Raw genomic sequence first — 18,720 nt, 5'->3', positions numbered from 1 at the left:
AGCTATACGAAGAATGCTTTCAATCGCCGACATAAAGCTCAAGAACAATGTTGCGCTGGCGCCTATGTCCGGCGTTTCCGACCTGCCGTTCCGGCGGGCGGTCGCGCGGTTCGGCGCCGGGCTTGTGGTCTCGGAGATGACCGCCTGCGAGGAGCTCATCCGCGGCCGGCCGGATGTGGTGCGCCGGGCCGAGGGCGATGGCGAAATCTTTCCCTTCGTGATCCAGCTTGCCGGTCGCGAGCCGCGCTGGATGGCTGAGGGCGCGAAGCTGGCGGAGGCCGCCGGCGCCGACGTCATCGACATCAATATGGGCTGCCCCTCGCGTCAGGTGACGGGCGTGCTTTCGGGTTCCGCCCTGATGCGCGATCTCGATCATGCGCTGACCCTGATCGAGGCGACAGTCGCAGCAACGTCGAAGCCGGTGACCTTGAAGATGCGCCTCGGCTGGGACTGGGATTGCCTAAACGCGCCGGAGCTTGCCAATCGGGCTGAGAGCGCAGGCGTTCAGTTGCTCACCGTCCATGGCCGCACTCGCAACGACTTTTACAACGGAACCGCAAACTGGGCCGCCGTGCGTGCGGTCAAAGAAGCGGTTGCTATTCCGGTCATAGTCAATGGCGACATCGTCGATGCGGAGACGGCGCGGGAGGCGCTGAAACAGTCCGGCGCCGACGGCGTGATGATCGGGCGCGCCGCGACGGGGCGGCCCTGGCTGCCCGGTGCGGTTGCCCAAGCGCTCGAAACCGGGGGCGATCTCATCGCGCCAACCCTTGATGTGCAACGCGACGCGGCGATCACCCATTATAAAGAGACAATCGATCATTACGGCGAACCGCTTGGCGTCCGAATGGCGAGGAAACATCTCGCCGCGACCGTCGATCATGCGCCGGTCGATCTCGACCCTGTGCTCCGTCGCGCTTTTCGCGCCGAGATCTGCCGCAGCTTCTTGCCGGAGAAGGTTGTGGATTCGCTGGCCGCTTTTTTTGGGGGCGAAATCTCTCTCGCGGCGCAGGCGGCGGCCTGAATTCAGACCGCTTAGGGCCGCCTGTCCCGGTCCTGCGTTTACCCTGTTTCATTTTGGCAACAAAAGTGTTGATTTTTTGCAACAACAGCATCAACATCCCCGCGGATTGGGGAGTTCTAGCCTGTGGCGGCAGGCCCAATGCGGGAAGGGCGACAGCTCTTGGCGCGTAGGGCCTTAGGCGCGGGCGGGTCAAGGCTTAGGGCGGTTTGCTCCCTCGGGACAGCGCCCTCAGGATGGCGTCGGGTTGAGTCTGGAAGATCAACATCGCGAAGCAGCGGATAGCGGGCGTTCCGGCGCGTCGGCGCGGCGCTATATCCCGAAATGGCTGCTCTCCAACACGACGGTCGCCGCCGCCCTGATCGGCGCCGCCGCCGTCGCCTTTTTCACCACATGGTTCCTGATGTCGCCGCTGGTGGAGCGGGTCGACCGCTCTTTCCTGATGTGGATGATCATTGGCAACATTGTCATCGCCGCAGGCTTCGCCCTGCTTGTCGGCGCGCGCATGTTCCATGTGTGGTCCAATAGGCGCCATCAGCTCGCGGGTTCGCGCACGCATATGCAGTTCGTGCGGCTGTTTTCGGCGGTCGCCGCGATTCCCGCCGTGATCGCGTTTCTTTTCGCCTTTACGATCCTGCGCGCCAGTCTCAACGATGTGTTCAGTGAACGGATCGACCGTTACCAAGAGACGGCGCGCGATCTTGCGAATGCGCTGGTCTCCATCAAGGGCGGCGAGATGCAGCAATCCATGCGCCTCATCGCACAGGACATCTCCCGTCAGGAAGAGGCTGGCGTCGGTTTCGAGCAGACGCCCATCAGTTTCCGGCGCTATCTTTATGCGCAGGCGCAGGTGCGCGGGCTTTCGGCGCTTTATCTCGTCGATGGCAGCGGCCGCGTCATCGTTCGCGCTGAAGTCGAGCCCGGCAATTACGCCTTGCCCCCGGAAGCAAGGCTTGCCGAACTGCGCGGCAGCGAACCCGGCGAAATCTTCGTCTTCGGCGTCAATGACGACGCGACGCTTGACGTTTTCCGCGGCGCCTTGCGGTTGCCCTATTACAGCGGCGGCTTCCTTATCGGTTTTCAGCCCGTGGATTCGGCGACGACCCAGCGGCTTTTCGCCGTGCGCGCCGTGCGCGAGGACTGGCGCGAGGCGGAGCTCGGCCGGTCGCGTCTCGAACGGGTGTTCCTCGCCGGTTATGTGGTGCTGGCGATCATCATTCTCTTCGGCGCCATCTGGCTGGCGCTGATCGCCGCAACGCGTCTGGTTCAGCCCATCGGGCGATTGGTGAAGATGTCGGAGCGGGTTTCTGGCGGCGATCTCGGTGCCCGGGTCGAAGTCTATAAAGACGACGGCGAACTCGGCGCGCTGGCGCGCTCCATGAACCACATGACGGCGCAGCTTCAGACCCAGCGCGATGATTTGATCGACACCAACCGCCAGTTCGACGAACGCCGCCGCTTTACCGAGGCCGTCCTTTCGGGCGTCTCCGCCGGCGTGATCGGCCTCACTGGCGACGGGCGCATCACCATCGCCAACACCTCCGCCGCGGATTTGATCGGCGAGGAAAACGGCCGTCTTACGGGACAGAACATCAAAACGCTCATGCCGGAGCTTGCCGGGCTTTTGAAACTTGCAGCGTCGTCTAAGGAAAACGAAGTCGGCGACCAGATCGACGTCACCCGCCATGGCCGCACGCGGACGCTCAATGTGCGTATCGTGAAAGACGCGGCGGCGCAGGGCGATCGCTATGTCGTTACATTTGACGACATCACCCAGCTTATCGCCGCCCAGCGCAACGCCGCCTGGGGCGACGTCGCGCGGCGCATCGCCCACGAAATCAAGAACCCGCTGACACCGATTCAATTGTCGGCGGAGCGGTTGCGCCGGAAATATCTTGGCGAAATCCAGAGCAACCCGGAAGTGTTCGAGCGCTGCACCGAAACCATCATCCGCCAGGTCAGCGATATCGGGCGTATGGTGGACGAGTTCTCGTCCTTCGCGCGCATGCCGAAACCGGTGATCGGGCGCGAGGACCTGCGCGAGCTTATCAAGGCGGCAGTGTTCCCGCAGAAAGTCGCTTTCCCGGATGTGGATTTCACGGTGGAGGCGCCCGAGGCGCCGGTCCTTTCCGAATGCGACGGCCGCCTCATCGTTCAGGCGCTCTCAAATCTTCTGAAGAATGCGGCGGAGTCCATCGGCGCCCGGCTTTCGGCCGAGGAAACGGGCCCTAGGGGCCGCATCCTCGTGCGGCTCGACGCCGCCGGGCCCATGGCGCGCATTCACATCATCGACAACGGCGTCGGCCTGCCGAAAGCCGAGCGTCACCGTCTCGCCGAACCCTACATGACGACGCGCGCCAAGGGCACAGGGCTGGGCCTCGCCATCGTCAAGAAGGTCGCCGAGGAGCATGGCGGATCGCTGGAATTCGCCGATGACGCAACGCTCGGACCCACGGGCGCGCGCATGACGGTTTCACTATTGCGGGTCGGGGCGGAAGGCGCGGCGCAGATTGCTGCTGCTGCGGAATGAGTGAAGGGAAGAAGGCGGATTTATGAGTATCGACGTTCTGGTCGTAGACGATGAAGAAGACATTCGGGAACTGATTTCGGGCATTCTCGAAGATGAAGGGTTTTCGCCCCGCACCGCGGCGAACTCCGCCGGGGCGCTCGCCGCCATTCGCGACCGCTTGCCGTCGCTCGTCATTCTCGACGTCTGGCTGCAGAATTCTGAGATGGACGGGATCGAAATTCTTGAAGCTCTTAAAAAGCTTCATCCCGACATTCCCGTCGTCATTATCTCCGGACACGGAACGATTGAAACGGCGGTCGCAGCGATCAAGAAGGGCGCTTACGACTTCGTTGAGAAACCCTTCAATGCCGACCGGCTTATCCTGGCGGTCAACCGCGCGCTAGAGGCGGCGCGCCTCACCCGAGAGGTCTCCGAGCTGCGCGAGCGCGCGCCGGATTGGGGGCTGATCGGCTCTTCCGCCGCCGTCACCTCGCTGCGCAATGTGATCGAGCGAGTCGCCGACGCGCGCTCGCGGGTGTTGATCTCCGGCCCGCCGGGGTCGGGCAAGGAAATGATTGCGCGTCTCCTGCATGCGCGCTCGAGCCGCAAGCATCGGCCGTTCGTCGTCGCGAGCGCCGCGTCGATCGCGCCCGACCGCATGGAAGAGGAGCTGTTCGGCATTGAAGGCGCCGACGGGTCGACCCAGATGATCGGCCTCATGGAAAAGGCCCATGGCGGCACCTTGATGTTCGACGAAGTGTCGGACATGCCGCTAGAGACGCAAGGCAAGATCCTGCGCGTGCTTGTCGAACAGCGCTTCAAGCGGGTCGGCGGCCAGAAAGCGGTGGAGGTGGATGTGCGCATCGTCTCCACGACGTCACACGACCTGTTGGCGCTCGCCACCGAAGGCCGGTTCCGGGAGGATCTTTTCCATCGCCTCAATGTCGTGTCCATCAATGCGCCGGGCCTCAATGAACGTCGCGAGGATATTCCGGCGCTCACTGCGTTTTTCGTGGACCGCATTGCGAAGTCGTCCGGATTGCCGAAGCGGCCGCTCTCGCCGGAGGCTATGGCCGCATTGCAGGCATGTGCGTGGCCGGGCAATGTGCGCCAGCTCCGTAACGTGATCGAAAGGACCCTCATTCTCATGGGCCGCGATCCCGAGATTGAAATCACCTGCGATCATCTGCCGACGGAGGTGATGGATTCGGGCCTGACCATCCCGGCGGGCGAGGGGCTTGAGCAGATCATCACGCTGCCCCTGCGCGAGGCGCGCGAGCGCTTTGAACGGGAATATTTGATTGCCCAGATCAACCGATTCGGCGGCAATATCTCCCGGACGGCGGCGTTCATCGGCATGGAGCGGTCTGCGCTTCACCGCAAGCTGAAGGCGCTTGGCGTCAACGGGCAAATGCGCGTGGAAAGCGCCTAAAAGCTTGAAGGGATTAGGTTTTAGGTTTTAGGGAATAGATGTTAAAAGGCGCGCATGTTCGCACCGGTTGACTCAAAACTTTAATCCCTAACCCCCAAACCCTAAAACCTTCAGGCGAATGAAGTCCAGGAAAGCTGAAACATGCGGGTAATCATCTGCGGCGCCGGCCGCGTGGGCGTCGGCATTGCGCGGCGGCTGTCGCGTGAGAATAACGAAGTCACTGTCGTCGACCAATCTAAGGAGCTTGTGCGCGCCGTCACCGAACGGCTCGACGTGCGCGGCATTGTCGGCAACGGCGCCTATCCGCAGACGCTTGAAGAGGCGGGCGCCCGCGAAGCCGACATGATCATCGCCGTCACCTTCTCCGATGAAGTGAACATGGTGGCGTGCCAGATCGCGCATTCGCTTTTCAACGTGCCGACGAAGATCGCGCGCGTGCGCGCGCAGGGTTATCTCGATCCCGGCTACTCCGACATTTTCTCGCGCAATCATCTTCCTATCGATGTGGTGATCTCGCCGGAACGAGAAGTCTCCGAAGCCATCATCCAGCGCATGACTACGCCCGGCGCTTTTGAAACGAAAGCCTTCGTCGACGGCCGGGTCTGGGCGGTCGGCGTCAAGCTTCGCGACGACTGCCCCATCATCAACACGCCGCTGCGCCAGGTGGCGGAGCTCTTTCCGGACCTCAAGATCACCATTGTCGCCATCAAGCGCGGCGACAGCATGTGGCGCGCCCATTCCGGCGACATGCTCGAACCTGGCGACCGCGTCTTTTTCATCGCCGACCGCAGCGATGTCGCCCGCGCGCTCGAAATCATGGGCGAGGCGGGACGCGCGGCAAGACGGGTCATCATTGTCGGCGGCGGCAATATTGGCCTTTTCGTGGCCAAGGGCCTTGAGAAAACTGGCAATATGAAAATCCGCCTCATCGAGCGCAATCGCAAGCGCGCCGAAGAGATCGCGGAAGAACTTGAACGCACCATCGTTCTGCAGGGCGACGGTCTCGACCGGTCGATCCTGCGCGAAGCGGGTGTTGCGGAAGCAGAGACCGTCGTTTCCGTCACCGACAACGATCAGGTGAATATTCTCGCCTGCGTCGTCGCCAAGCGCGAAGGCTCGCGGCGCGCCATGGCGCTCATCAACGATCAGGATTACGGCCCCATCACGGAGGCGGTGGGCGTCGACCGTTACGTCGACCCGCGGGCGACGACGATTTCAACGATCCTCCAGCATATCCGCCGCGGCCGCATCAAGGGCGTCTATTCGCTCTCCGACGGCGCCGCCGAACTGATCGACGCCATCGCGCTTGAGACCTCGCCGCTTGTGGGCAAGCCCCTGCGCGAGGCGAATCTGCCCGAGGGCGTCATGATCGGCGCCGTCTATCGCGACAACGAAGTGCAGATGCCCACGGGCGACATGGTTATTAACGCCGGCGACCGCGTGGTGCTGATGTCTATGCGCGAAAACGTCAAGGACGTGGAGCAGATGTTCCGCGTCAGCATCGAATATTTCTAAGACGAGATGGGCCTTACCAGCATTCTGCGCGCTTCGGCCACGCTGCTGCTGATTATTGCTGCGGCGATGATTGCGCCGATGCTGCTCGCCTGGGCCGGCTCGGAAGAAACGACCGGCGCCTATTTCTTTGCGGCCGCGGCGTGCCTCATGTTCGGGGCCGGCGCTTTCGCGGCGTCGCTTGGCAAGCGGTCGCCTTCCGGATTTCGCGGTGCGCTCTTCGTCATTCTCGTCTGGTGGGCGATCATTCCGGCCTTCGCGGCGCCGCCGATCATGGCTGAGGGAATGTCTTTCGCCGACGCCTATTTCGAAGCGGTTTCCGCCCTCACGACAACAGGCGCATGGCTGTCCCATGAAAGCGCTGTCGCCAGCCCTGCGGGGGCGCTGTGGCGCGCCATTCTGCAGTGGCTTGGCGGGCTCGGTTCGCTCGCCATCGCGGCGGCGATCTTCATTCGCCCCGCCTTTATCGGCATCGATACGCTGCTGCCGCCGTTTTCCAGGGGCGAGCGTGATTCCTATCTCAAACCGTTGCGCAACGCTGTGGTCTCTTTCGTCGCTGTCTACACAACAGTGACGCTTGCCGCCTTTTCCGCCATCGCCATCGCCGGAGCGCCGACATTCGATTCGATCATCATGGCGATGACCACCGCGGCGTCGGGCGGCTTCATCCCCCATGCAAACGGCGTAAGCGCCTATGGCGTCGATGTCGGGGTCATGCTGTTTTTCTTCACGCTGCTCGGCGGCGTTAATTTCATCCTCATTGCGCGCGTGATGAAGGGCGAACGCGAAAAACTGCGCGATATCGAAACCGGCGCCTTTCTGATGATCGTTATCTGGGCGGCGCTGCTGTTCTGGGCGACCTCGGGAGCAGGGGATGTGGTGCTGCTCGGCCCGCAGCTTTTCAACGCAGCTTCGCTCGTCACTACCAATGGCTATCTGGTGGGCGAGCCGCCGCCGCTGCTTGTCTGTCTGGTGACGGCGATCATCGGCGCGGCGGCGGTGTCGACGGCGGGCGGGTTCAAGGTGTTGCGCTGGCTTGTCATCATGCGCCGCGCCCGCGAGGAAATTCGCCGCTTGATCACCCCCGGCGCCGTCTTCGGCCGCCGCCGGGTGTCGAACGAACTCGGGGTCTGGATCCATTTCCTCGTCTTCACGATGACGCTTGCGGGCCTGTTGATGGCGCTCTCCATCGGCGGGCATCCGTTCGATCTCGCCGCCTCGGCGGCGGTGGCGGCGCTCTCGAACGCCGGGCCCCTGATCGCGCTTGCCGGCGAGCATGGGGACGGCTACGCCGTTTTTGAAGAGCCGCTGCGCTGGCTTCTGATTGTCGGCATGATCCTCGGCCGGCTGGAAGGCGCCGTGGCGCTCGCGCTCGTCAACCGCGCCTTCTGGAGATGGTGAGATCATGCCCCGCATCGCCTATGTTAACGGCCGCTACGTTCCGCAAAGATCGGCCATGGTGCATATCGAGGATCGCGGCTACCAGTTCGCGGACGGGATTTACGAAGTCTGCGTCGTGGTGAACGGCGATTACTGGGATATGGAAGGCCATCTCGCCCGGATGCAGCGCTCCCTTGGCGAACTTCAGATGGCGGCGCCGATGGACATGAGCGCCCTTAAAGTCGTGATGGCGGAAGTCGTCCGCCGCAACCGCCTCAAAAACGCACTCGTCTACATGCAGGTGACGCGCGGCGTCGCGCCCCGCAACCACCAGTTTCCGGCGGCGGGAACCGAGCCTTCGCTCGTCATCACGGCGCGGCGGTTCGATTTCAATGCGTCAGACGCAAAGGCGAGCAAAGGCATCGCTGTGATCTCTCAACCGGACATCCGCTGGGGCCGGGTCGACATTAAAACCGTGGGCCTGTTGCCCAATGCGCTCGCCAAAGAGGCGGCGGCGAAGGCCGGCGCCGCCGAGGCGCTGCTGGTCCGGGACGGGGTCGTCACCGAATGCTCGGCCTCCAACGCCTGGATTGTGGATAAAACCGGCGCCATCGTCACCCATCCGAAAACCAACCAGATTCTGGGCGGCATCACCCGCCAGACCGCCATCGCCTGCGCCGAGGAGCTCCAGATCAAGGTGATCGAGCGGCCCTTCACCCTCGAAGAGGCGAAAGCCGCGCCGGAGGCGTTTTTGACCTCCGCCACCTCTTTCGTGATGCCCATCGTCTCCATCGACGGGGCGCGAATCGGCGCCGGCAAGCCTGGCCCGGTCGCCCTGCGGCTTCGCGAAGCTTACAAAGCCCGCGCCGCAAGGGGTTGAAAAGACGCATTTTCCTTCCGATTTTGAGGCCTAGGCGGAACAATCACGCGATTGCCGGGGGAAACCGGTTGCCAGCCCGGATAATCCGAGCCATGATGATTGTTGCGCTGCAATAAAAACACGAACCGACTCGGAGAAGCGGGACCAATGAGCGACAAGAAGCAAAACTTGCAGGACACGTTCCTGAACCATGTCCGCAAGGCCAAGATCCCGGTGACGATCTTCCTTGTGAATGGCGTGAAATTGCAGGGCATCGTCAGCTGGTTCGATAATTTCTGCGTGCTGTTGAAGCGGGATGGGCACGCCCAGCTCGTCTACAAGCATGCGATTTCAACCGTGATGCCGCAATCGCCGGTGATGCTGTGGGACGGTGAAGAAGGCGAATAAGCCGCTTCCAAGACTTCCGCCCGCCTTTCATGGTAAAGACCCATATCGCGCTCCGTTTGGTTGCGGAGCGCGCGAAAGCCCATTGTGATGTCAGAACCGAAAACGTCTGAAAATCTTTTCGCAATCGTCGTTCATCCCGCTTTTCGCGGCGATGAGAATTTGCGCGCGCCCGAAGCCCGGCTTGAAGAAGCGACGGGCCTTGCCGCCGCGATCGAGCTGCAGATTGTCGATGCGCTGATCGCGCCGATCCAGAAACCGCGCCCGGCGACGCTGCTCGGCCAGGGCAAGGTGGAGGAGATCAAGGCGCGCCTCGACGCCCACGACCCGCGCCCGGCGCTGGTCATTGTCGACGGCGCCTTGTCGCCGGTGCAGCACCGCAACCTCGAAAAGGAATGGGACGCGAAAGTGCTTGATCGCACGGCGCTGATCCTCGAGATCTTCGGCGCCCGCGCCCAGACGGCGGAAGGCCGCCTGCAGGTAGAACTCGCTCATCTCGATTATCAGCGTTCGCGGCTGGTGCGGTCATGGACCCACCTTGAACGCCAGCGCGGCGGCGCGGGCTTTCTCGGCGGTCCCGGCGAACGGCAGATTGAATCTGACCGCCGCGCCCTCGACGACAAGATCATCCGGCTCAAGAAAAAGCTCGAGGAAGTGCGCCGCACACGGACATTGCAGCGGGCGAAGCGCAAACGCGCGCCGCACCCCATCGTGGCGCTTGTTGGCTACACCAACGCTGGCAAGTCGACCCTGTTTAACCGCCTGACCAGGGCGAGCGTCATGGCGGAGGATTTGCTCTTCGCGACGCTCGATCCGACCATGCGCGCCATCGACCTTCCGTCCGGGGTTAGGCTTATTCTTTCGGACACCGTCGGATTCATCTCCGATCTGCCGACGCAGCTCGTGGCGGCGTTCCGTGCGACGCTGGAAGAAGTGCTCGAAGCCGATGTGGTCATTCATGTGCGCGACATCGCCCATGAGGACACGGACGCCCAGCGCGCTGATGTCATCAAGGTGCTTGCGGAACTCGGGCTCAAAGGCGACGATGCGCGGCCGGTGATCGAAGCGCTGAACAAGATCGATCTTCTGGACGCCGACGACCGCCTCGATGCGGAGGCGATTGCACGGCTCAGCCAGACCGGCCGCATCGGGACCCTTGCTGAGCCTGTGCGCGCCGCCATTTCTGCGGAAACGGGGGAGGGCGTCGGGCGGCTTCTGGAACTCGTCGAAGAGGCGCTGACCGTGGATCACGAACGTCTCGTCCTTCGCCTGCCGTCGCCTTTCGGCGCAGCGCGCGCCTGGCTTCACGGCCGCGCGGAAATTCTCGAAGAAGACCAGAGCGGCGATGATCTGATCGTTACCGTGCGTCTGTCGAAGAAAACGGAAGGCCAGTTCTTCAAACAGTTCCCAGCGGCGAGCGCCGCTTTCGCACAAGACCTCACCGAACAGCGCGCATGATCGTCGACCCGGAAAAAGTTGCGTCGCTGATCGCCGAGATTGCCGAAGAGGAAATCATGTCGCGTTTCGGCGCGCTTGCCGAAACGGACATCGACACCAAATCGGGACCCAATGATTTCGTCACCGCGGCCGATCACGCTGCGGAGGCGCGCCTTGAAAAAGCGCTCACCGGTTTATATCCGGCCGCGAGTTTCGTCGGCGAGGAAAGCGCGGCTGCGGACCCGGCGCTGGTAAACCGGTTAGAGACGGAAAACGGCGCTTTCTGGATTGTCGATCCCCTCGACGGCACGCGGAATTTCGTGCAGGGCCGCGAGGAATTCGGGACCATCGTCGCGTTGATCGAAAATGGCGAGATCCGTCAGGGCTGGATTTACGCCATCCCGGATAAGGGTTGCGCGATCGGGTCGAAGCATGACGGCGCGACATGGCGCGGCGAGTGCCTCGGTCCTATTGCAGCGAAGGAAGAAAATCTTTGCGGCTATCGCGCCGCGGGGTCGCTTCAAGGCAAGTGGAAAGACGACTGGCTGCCGCGGCTTCGGGCGGAATTCGAGACTGAACCGGCGCGCTGCTCAGCTTACGCTTATATCAATCTGGCGCGGGGCCTTCGCGATTTTGCGATTTATTCCCGCGTCTATCCATGGGACCATGCGGCGGGCGTCCTGATGCTGCGCGAAATCGGCGGCAAGGTCGCTTACCTCCCCGAAGGCGCGCCTTACCGGCCGCATGTGACAGTGGGAACGCCGCTGCTGGCGTCGGGAGCGACGGAAATATGGCGGTTCGTCAATCAAGCGACATTAGCCGCTCAATAAAAGAATAGTCGGAACCTCTGGCTCCTGAATGACGTTCCCAACAGGAACAGAATTTGAGGGTGTCGAAAATGAGCGAAAAAAACGGAAAGTATCTGCGTTTCGGCGCAATGATCCTTACCTCGATGACCGCGATGTTCATATTCATGTATTTGAATACATATGCGCTCAATCATGTTCATTTCAGCGAGACGCGATTTTACATGACGCTGATCATGGGCGCATCCATGAGCGTCATCATGCTGCTCTACATGATTGGCATGTATGACAACAAAATTCTAAATATCTTCATTCTGACCGGAAGCGTCGTCGTTTTCATTGCTGCAATTCTGCTCGTCCGATCGCAGGCGCTGGTTGGCGACCGATCTTATATGATGGGCATGATCCCGCATCACTCCATTGCTATCCTTACCAGCGAGCGCGCAAATATTGACGATGTACGGGTGCGCGAACTTGCAGATGAAATCATCAGGGCGCAACGCCGGGAAATCAAGGAAATGGAATGGCTGATTGATGACATCGCCGCCAACGGAACCGCCGAGAACCAGGCCGAGGCGGAAACGCGTCCGGTTCCCGACTTCGAAGGCGAGGTTTAGGAAGCCATCATGGCAGACACCAACACGCGGACCGGATCAGGAGAAAAACACGCGAAGCTTTACCGCATGGTCACGCCTGAACACATCTGTCCGTTCGGATTGAAGTCCAAGGCGCTGCTCGAACGCAAGGGCTACACGGTGGAGGATTTTCACCTCCGCTCGCGCGAGAGCACGGACCAGTTCAAAGCCGAACATAATGTGAAAACGACGCCCCAGACCTTCATCAATGGCGACCGCATCGGCGGGTATGATGCGTTGAAAAAATATTTCGGCCTCGATGTCGCCGACCCTGACGAGAAGACCTATGCGCCGGTGATCGCAATTTTCGCCATGGCGTTCCTGATGGCGGCGGCGGCGCGCATAGCGCTTAGCGAGAGCGTTTTTGACGTCAGAACGCTAGAATGGTTCATCGCCTTCGCCATGTGTCTTCTGGCGGTGCAAAAATTGCGGGACTTGCGCGCCTTCTCGAACCAGTTTCTGGGATATGACCTGCTGGCGCAGCGCGTCGTGCCTTACGCCTATGTTTATCCCTTCGCTGAAGCACTGGCAGGCGTTTTGATGATCGCCGGCGCTATGATCTGGCTGGCGTCGCCTGTCGCCATTTTCATTGGCAGCGTCGGCGCTGTTTCCGTTTTCAAGGCGGTGTACGTCGACAAGCGCGAGCTCAAATGCGCCTGTGTCGGCGGAAATTCCAATGTGCCTCTTGGTTTTGTTTCTCTCACCGAAAATCTGATGATGATCGCTATGGGCGTCTGGATGCTGGCGAAGTAGCCGTTAATCGCCATTGGCGAGACAATCTTCAAACCGCCCTATCTTCGCATTGAGGCCCGCGCACAGCGCCGCCGCTTCCGCTTCGCCGCCTGATTGGCGCAAAAGCCGCGCGAGCCGCATGGTCGCTTCGGGCTCCAGCGGCGCCTGATCGAGAACCCGGCGATACCAGATTTCCGCTTCCCCCGGCTCGCCGAATTTTTCGTAGGTTTCGCCGATGACGACCCCCAGCGGCGCGCGCCACGGGCCGATTCGTTGAGGCTCGGCTGCATAAATCCGGTCCATGGCGGCGTAGGCGCTTTCAAACCATTGCAGCGCGCCGCGCTCGTCGCCCGCAATCTGATCAAGCTCGCCGAGATTTATCATCACTTCCCAGGCGTCTTGATCCATGGCGACAGCGCGCATATAGGCGTTGCGCGCTTCGTCAAGATCGCCGCGCGCGGAATAGGCGAAGCCGAGCGCTTTCAGCGCGTCGGCGTTTTTCGGATCGAGCCGCACGGCGCGCTCGGCCATATCGACGGCCCGCGCGGTGAGGGCGCGCGCTTCCTCCGTTTCATTCACGCCTTCCGCAAGAGCCGATTGCAGGGTGACGGCGCTGGGCGCATCTCCCGGTGCGCTCTGCCAGCGGATGACCCGCTGCACGAGGCTGTTGGCGAGGCCCGCCTGCGCCGGGGCGTAGTTCGGGTCGGCGGCGATCGCCCGCTGGTAAAGCGTAATCGCCGCTTCGTTATCGGCGCGGGTGAAGCGCATATAAAGATCGTTCGCCCGTTCCGTCAGCGATGCGGCGGGTGAGCGCGGCGACGCGTCGGGTTTCATGACAATCAATGAAACGAGAGCGATGAGCGCAATCAAAATGGCTGCAGCCGCGATCACGACATGTTGGCGGGTGATCCATCCGGCTACTTGCTTCGTCTCAGGTTCCAAGCTGCGGACATCCGCGATCAGACGATAGCCGCGCTTCGGGATGGTCTCCACATAGCTGGGCGACGCCGTTTCATCGCCGAGGGCGCGGCGCAGTTTGGAGACGGCGCGCGCCAGCGTGTCCTCGCCGACGGTGACGCCGGGCCAGAGCGCTGCGTCGATCTCATCGCGCGAAAAAACCTTGCCCGGCGCCCCCGCCAGGAGGGTCAGGAGGTCCATGACCTTCGGCTCAACATTAGTCGTTTCTCCATCCCGCATAAGCCCGCAGGCGGCGGGGTCAACGCGCCAGCCGCCGACAATAAAGGGGCGAGAAGAATCGAAACCGGAGTCCATGGGGGTCTCTTTGGCTGAAAAACGGCGAAAATCCTAGCGGTCAGCTTTTCGTCAGGGGAAAAGGAGACGCCCGTCATGGGCGAAAGGCGCGGCGCGGGACTAAGGCGGCGGAAGCAAATCAGTTAAGAGGACTCCCCATGTTTTTCAGCTTCCGCGTCGCCGCCGCCTGCGCCTTCTTCCTGATCGCCCTGTTGCCCACAGCCTCCGCCGGCGAGACCGAGTGGTCCGAGACCATTTCCGCAGAGGCGGCCCAGGCCGATCTCGACGCGCTTTATGACGGGCTCCGGTCAGGCCATTACGATCTCTACGCGCATCGCCCGAAGGGTGAATATGACGAGAAATACGCCGAGACGAGAGCCGCGCTCGATGCGCCGCTCAGCCGGTTCGAGCTTTTTCTCGAGCTTCAGAAATTCGCCGCCTTCGGCAAGGTGGCTCACGCCCGCATCGACTTTCCGTCAAAGGTCTATGCCGACTTTCGCGAGGCCGGCGGCAAGAGTTTTCCCATCTATCTGCGCATTGTCGGCGGCCGCGCCTATGTGGGCGAGGACTATACCGGACTCGATGACGTGACTTCGGGTGACGAGATCATCGCCATCGACGGCGAGCCCATGGCCGAATGGCTGGACCGAACGGCAGCCTATATCTCCGCCGACACGGACTATATCGCCCATTCGCTGCTTGAGTTTTCCTTCCCCATGTATCTTTGGGTGCTGACGGGAGAGCGCGAAAGCTATGAGGTGACGCTTTCCCACGGAAAGAAACAGAAGACCGTGCGCATCCCCGCGAGGACCAGGGAGGCCCAGCGCGCCGAAAGCGAGAACCAGCCGGAGCGGTTCGTCTTAGACTCCAACGCCCGCGAAGCGCACATGCTTTCCGGAGACATAGCCTATCTGCGCCCCGGTCCGTTTTACAATGCGGAGGATACGGATGCGATCTGGGACGCCGCCCAATTCCGGGCGTTCATCGATGGCGCATTTGAGTCGTTTTTAGCGGAGGGCGCCGAAACGCTCGTCATCGATCTGCGCGACAATCCCGGCGGCGACAATTCCTTCAGCGACTTGATGATCGCCTGGATCGCCGATGAAAAATTCCGCTTCGCCTCGAAATTCCTGATCCGCTCGAGCGACGAAGCGGCGGCGTCGAACCAGGCGCGCCTCGACGCAAGCCCCGGCGCCGTAGAAGGCGTTTCCGGACTTTTCGCGAGGGAATATGCCCGCGTCCCGCGCGGGGAGACTTTCGAGTTCGAGATACCCTATGCCGAGCCGCGGAAAGGCGAACGCTTCGACGGTGACGTCTATGTGCTGATCAACCGCCATTCCTATTCCAATGCGGTCAATGTCGCCGCGATCTTTCAGGACTATGGCTGGGGCGTGATCGCGGGGGAGAAGACGTCGGACATGGCGACCACCTACGGCGCCATGGAAAGCTTCACGCTGCCGAACGCCGGTTTCACGGTCGGGTTCCCGAAGGCGCACATCATCCGCCCTTCGGGCGAGCTTCAGTCGGACGGCGTGACGCCTGACATCGTCATCGAAACTCCGATTGTCGCGGGCAAGGACGATGCGGTGCTCGGTAAGTTGCTGCAACGAATCTCGAAGGACTAGCCCTCCAGATACCCTTTGCTCTCCAGATATTCGACAATGCGCGTCGCTGCGACCTCGGCGGAAATCTCCGCCGTGTTGAGATCGATTTCAGCGCTTTCCGGCGCCTCGTAGTCACTATCGATGCCGGTGAAGTTCTTGATCTCGCCGCGGCGCGCGCGGGCGTAGAGCCCTTTGACGTCGCGCTGTTCACAGACTTCTAGCGGCGTTGAGATATAGACCTCGATAAACTCGCCGTCTTCCAGAAGCTCGCGGGCCATGCGCCGTTCCGATTGGAATGGCGAAATGAACGACACCAGCACGATGAGGCCGGAGTCGACCATCAGCCGCGCGGTCTCGCCGACGCGGCGGATGTTTTCAACGCGGTCAGCGTCCGTAAAGCCGAGATCCTTGTTCAACCCGTGACGCACATTGTCGCCATCAAGCGTATAGGTGTGGCGGCCCATATCGTGCAGGCGCTTTTCGACGAGGTTCGCCACCGTCGACTTGCCGGAGCCCGAAAGCCCGGTGAACCAGAGCACGCAAGGGCGCTGATGTTTCGCTGCGGCGCGGGCGCGCTTGTTGACGTCGAGATCCTGCCAATGGACGTTTTTCGCGCGGCGCAGCGAAAAGTCGATCATGCCCGACCCGATGGTCGCATTGGTGCGCCGGTCGATGAGAATGAACGCGCCGGTGCGCGAATTTTCCTTATAGGGATCGAACGCAATCGGCTGCGCCAGGTTGAAATTGCAGAAGCCGACCTCGTTAAGTTCAAGCGTCTTGCCGGACATATGTTCCAGCGTGTTGACGTTAATCTTGTGTTTGAGCTCCGTCACTGTCGCCGGAACGATGCGGTTCGCGGTTTTCAGAAGATATTGCCGGCCCGGATAGAGCTCTTCCTCCGACATCCAGAGAAGATGGGCGGCGAACTGGTCCGTCTGTTCGGCGGGCGCCTTGCTGGCGCAGATGACGTCGCCGCGGGAGATGTCGATTTCATCTTCGAGGGTCAGCGTCACCGCCATGTCGGGATGCGCTTCGGTCAGCTCTCCATCATGAGTGACGATGGATTTCACTTTCGAGCGCTTGGCGGACGGCAGCACGACGATCTCGTCGCCCGGACGAACGGTTCCGCTCGCCACCGTGCCGGAAAAGCCGCGGAAATCGAGATTGGGGCGGTTCACCCACTGCACGGGCAGGCGGAACGGCTTCTCCGCGAGGCTGCCGCGCACTTTGACCGTTTCAAGATAGGGAAGGAGAGCGCAGCCCTGATACCAGGCGGTTTCCTTGCTTTTCTTCGTGATGTTTACGCCTTCGAGCGCCGACATGGGAATGCAGGTGATGGATTCGAAGGCGAGGCTCTTGGCGAAGGCGCGGTAATCCGTTTCGATTTTGTCGAAGGTCGCTTCCGCATAATCGACGAGATCCATCTTGTTGATGGCGACGACCACATGACGGATGCCAAGCAGCGAGACGATATAGGAATGGCGCCGGGTCTGGGTGAGAACGCCTCTGCGCGCATCGATGAGAATGACTGCAAGATCGGCGGTCGAGGCGCCGGTCGCCATGTTGCGCGTATATTGTTCATGGCCCGGCGTGTCGGCGACGATGAATTTGCGCTTTTCCGTAGAGAAAAACCGGTAAGCGACGTCGATGGTGATGCCCTGTTCGCGTTCGGCGGCGAGACCGTCGACGAGGAGGGCGAAATCGATCTTCTCGCCTTGCGTGCCGTGCTTTTTCGTATCGCTTTCGAGCGCTGAAATCTGGTCGTCGTAAAGCATCTTGGAATCGTAGAGGAGGCGGCCGATCAGGGTCGACTTGCCGTCATCGACGCTGCCGCAGGTGATGAAGCGCAGCATCGACTTGCGCTCATGGGCGGCGAGATAATCGATGACGTTGTCGGAGGGTTTGAGAGTCGCGACAGACATCAGAAATACCCTTCCTGTTTTTTCTTCTCCATGGAGGCCGCCTGGTCGTGATCGATCACCCGGCCCTGGCGCTCCGAGGTGCGCGCCACCAGCATTTCCTTGATAATCTCAGGAAGGGTTGTGGCGTTTGACCTGACGGCGCCGGTGAGGGGATAACAGCCAAGGGTGCGGAAGCGCACCATTTCGAGTTTCGGCGTCACGCCGTCGAGCGGCATGCGGTCGTCATCCACCATAATGAGCGCGCCATCGCGCTCCACGACGGGGCGTTCCGCAGCGAAATAGAGCGGGACGATGGGAATGTTCTCGCGATAAATATATTGCCAGATATCGAGCTCGGTCCAGTTGGAGATCGGGAAGACGCGGATCGATTCGCCTGTCGCGATACGCGTGTTGTAGATGTTCCAAAGCTCCGGACGCTGATTTTTCGGGTCCCAGCGATGTCCGCGCGACCGGAAAGAGAAAATGCGTTCCTTGGCGCGGGATTTTTCCTCGTCGCGGCGCGCGCCGCCGAAGGCTGCATCGAATTTGTATTTGTCGAGCGCCTGTTTCAGGGACTGCGTCTTCATGATGTCGGTGTGAAGCTGCGAGCCGTGGGTGAAGGGCCCGACGCCTTGTTCCACGCCTTCCTGATTGATATGCACGATGAGATCGAGGCCGAGCTTCGCCGTCATCTCGTCGCGGAATTTTATCATCTCGCGAAACTTCCAGGTCGTGTCCACATGCATGACCGGGAAGGGCGGCTTCGACGGATAGAACGCCTTCATCGCAAGATGCAGCATCACCGCGGAGTCCTTGCCCACGGAATAAAGCATCACCGGATTTTCCGCTTCCGCCGCCACCTCGCGCATGATGTGGATCGACTCCGCTTCGAGGCGGTCGAGATGGGTCATGGTCGACGGCGTCAGCGACGGCGCCTCGTCATTTGCAGCTTGTTTGGGGGCGGCGGGCTTTGAAGGCGCCGGCGCGCCGCCGCTTTCGAGCTCGGAAAGCCGGGCGCGCGCGGTTTCGAGCGTACGGAGGGTGCATTGCCCGCCGGCCTCGAGCCGGGCGATCGCCTTGCCGTCATTGAAGAGTTTGCGGCTGACGGTTGAGAGGGAAAGTCCGGTCTTGTCGGCGGCCGCTCTGGCGCGGCTGATAAGGACGTCGATCTCTGACATTGGGCAATTTCCCACGATTAACTCTGCTGCATCGCGGTAGAGGATCATAATTTCGTGG

15 protein-coding genes are annotated in these 18,720 nt (G+C 61.4%); 12 read left to right on the top strand and 3 right to left on the bottom strand.

Translation table 11 applies throughout. The annotated features are described in order from the left end of the window. Positions 1 to 13 precede the first annotated feature (13 nt). The 11 genes from dusB to ACQY5P_RS04415 all read left to right on the top strand — a co-directional run bounded on the left by dusB (position 14) and on the right by ACQY5P_RS04415 (position 12,749). Complete coding sequence (gene dusB / locus ACQY5P_RS04465) at positions 14 to 1,024, top strand: tRNA dihydrouridine synthase DusB (RefSeq protein WP_428409645.1); 1,011 nt, start codon at positions 14 to 16, stop codon at positions 1,022 to 1,024. 244 nt (positions 1,025 to 1,268) lie between these two features. After that, positions 1,269 to 3,551, top strand: coding sequence for an ATP-binding protein (locus ACQY5P_RS04460; RefSeq protein ID WP_428409644.1), 2,283 nt, complete (start codon positions 1,269 to 1,271; stop codon positions 3,549 to 3,551). Between the two features lie 22 nt (positions 3,552 to 3,573). Then, on the top strand, positions 3,574 to 4,962 hold the full coding sequence (locus ACQY5P_RS04455) for a sigma-54-dependent transcriptional regulator (protein WP_428409643.1): 1,389 nt from the start codon (positions 3,574 to 3,576) through the stop codon (positions 4,960 to 4,962). A gap of 141 nt (positions 4,963 to 5,103) precedes the next feature. Beyond that, the gene (gene trkA, locus ACQY5P_RS04450; protein WP_428409642.1) at positions 5,104 to 6,477 is read left to right on the top strand and encodes a Trk system potassium transporter TrkA; all 1,374 of its coding nucleotides are present in this window, start codon (positions 5,104 to 5,106) and stop codon (positions 6,475 to 6,477) included. 6 nt (positions 6,478 to 6,483) lie between these two features. Next, positions 6,484 to 7,875: a potassium transporter TrkG gene (locus ACQY5P_RS04445; RefSeq protein WP_428409641.1), complete on the top strand. Its 1,392-nt coding sequence runs from the start codon at positions 6,484 to 6,486 to the stop codon at positions 7,873 to 7,875. 4 nt (positions 7,876 to 7,879) lie between these two features. After that, positions 7,880 to 8,734 carry a D-amino-acid transaminase gene (locus ACQY5P_RS04440; RefSeq protein ID WP_428409640.1) on the top strand — a complete coding sequence of 285 codons (855 nt, stop codon included), beginning with the start codon at positions 7,880 to 7,882 and terminating at the stop codon, positions 8,732 to 8,734. Between the two features lie 147 nt (positions 8,735 to 8,881). Then, the gene (gene hfq, locus ACQY5P_RS04435; protein ID WP_428409639.1) at positions 8,882 to 9,121 is read left to right on the top strand and encodes an RNA chaperone Hfq; all 240 of its coding nucleotides are present in this window, start codon (positions 8,882 to 8,884) and stop codon (positions 9,119 to 9,121) included. Between the two features lie 87 nt (positions 9,122 to 9,208). Then, positions 9,209 to 10,576 (top strand): GTPase HflX, encoded by a 1,368-nt coding sequence (hflX, locus tag ACQY5P_RS04430; RefSeq protein WP_428409638.1) that lies wholly within the window; start codon positions 9,209 to 9,211, stop codon positions 10,574 to 10,576. Then, positions 10,573 to 11,385 carry an inositol monophosphatase family protein gene (locus ACQY5P_RS04425; protein WP_428409637.1) on the top strand — a complete coding sequence of 271 codons (813 nt, stop codon included), beginning with the start codon at positions 10,573 to 10,575 and terminating at the stop codon, positions 11,383 to 11,385. Before hflX ends, ACQY5P_RS04425 begins: the two co-directional genes overlap by 4 nt. Before the next feature lie 68 nt (positions 11,386 to 11,453). Then, positions 11,454 to 11,978, top strand: a complete 525-nt coding sequence (locus ACQY5P_RS04420; protein WP_428409636.1) for a DUF305 domain-containing protein — start codon at positions 11,454 to 11,456, stop codon at positions 11,976 to 11,978. A 9-nt stretch (positions 11,979 to 11,987) separates the two neighbouring features. Beyond that, entirely contained in the window at positions 11,988 to 12,749 is a 762-nt protein-coding gene (locus ACQY5P_RS04415; protein WP_428409635.1) for a MauE/DoxX family redox-associated membrane protein, read from the top strand. A 3-nt stretch (positions 12,750 to 12,752) separates the two neighbouring features. Here ACQY5P_RS04415 and ACQY5P_RS04410 read toward each other — a convergent pair whose 3' ends face one another. Then, positions 12,753 to 14,000 (bottom strand): tetratricopeptide repeat protein, encoded by a 1,248-nt coding sequence (locus ACQY5P_RS04410; protein WP_428409634.1) that lies wholly within the window; start codon positions 13,998 to 14,000, stop codon positions 12,753 to 12,755. Positions 14,001 to 14,137: 137 nt separating this feature from the next. Here ACQY5P_RS04410 and ACQY5P_RS04405 point away from each other — a divergent pair, with 137 nt between their 5' ends. Further along, positions 14,138 to 15,604, top strand: coding sequence for a S41 family peptidase (locus ACQY5P_RS04405; protein ID WP_428409633.1), 1,467 nt, complete (start codon positions 14,138 to 14,140; stop codon positions 15,602 to 15,604). Here ACQY5P_RS04405 and cysN read toward each other — a convergent pair. Both cysN and cysD read right to left on the bottom strand, forming a co-directional pair. After that, positions 15,601 to 17,505 (bottom strand): sulfate adenylyltransferase subunit CysN, encoded by a 1,905-nt coding sequence (cysN, locus tag ACQY5P_RS04400; protein ID WP_428409632.1) that lies wholly within the window; start codon positions 17,503 to 17,505, stop codon positions 15,601 to 15,603. The genes ACQY5P_RS04405 and cysN overlap by 4 nt on opposite strands. Further along, on the bottom strand, positions 17,505 to 18,395 hold the full coding sequence (gene cysD, locus ACQY5P_RS04395) for a sulfate adenylyltransferase subunit CysD (RefSeq protein ID WP_428410630.1): 891 nt from the start codon (positions 18,393 to 18,395) through the stop codon (positions 17,505 to 17,507). The genes cysN and cysD overlap by 1 nt, the downstream gene beginning before the upstream one ends. Positions 18,396 to 18,720: the final 325 nt, after the last annotated feature.

The sequence above is a fragment of the Hyphococcus sp. genome (assembly GCF_965267305.1).
Classification (GTDB): domain Bacteria; phylum Pseudomonadota; class Alphaproteobacteria; order Caulobacterales; family Parvularculaceae; genus Hyphococcus.
Note: the sequence above shows the minus strand (reverse complement) of the source record. Positions and strands in the feature narration are given on the sequence as shown.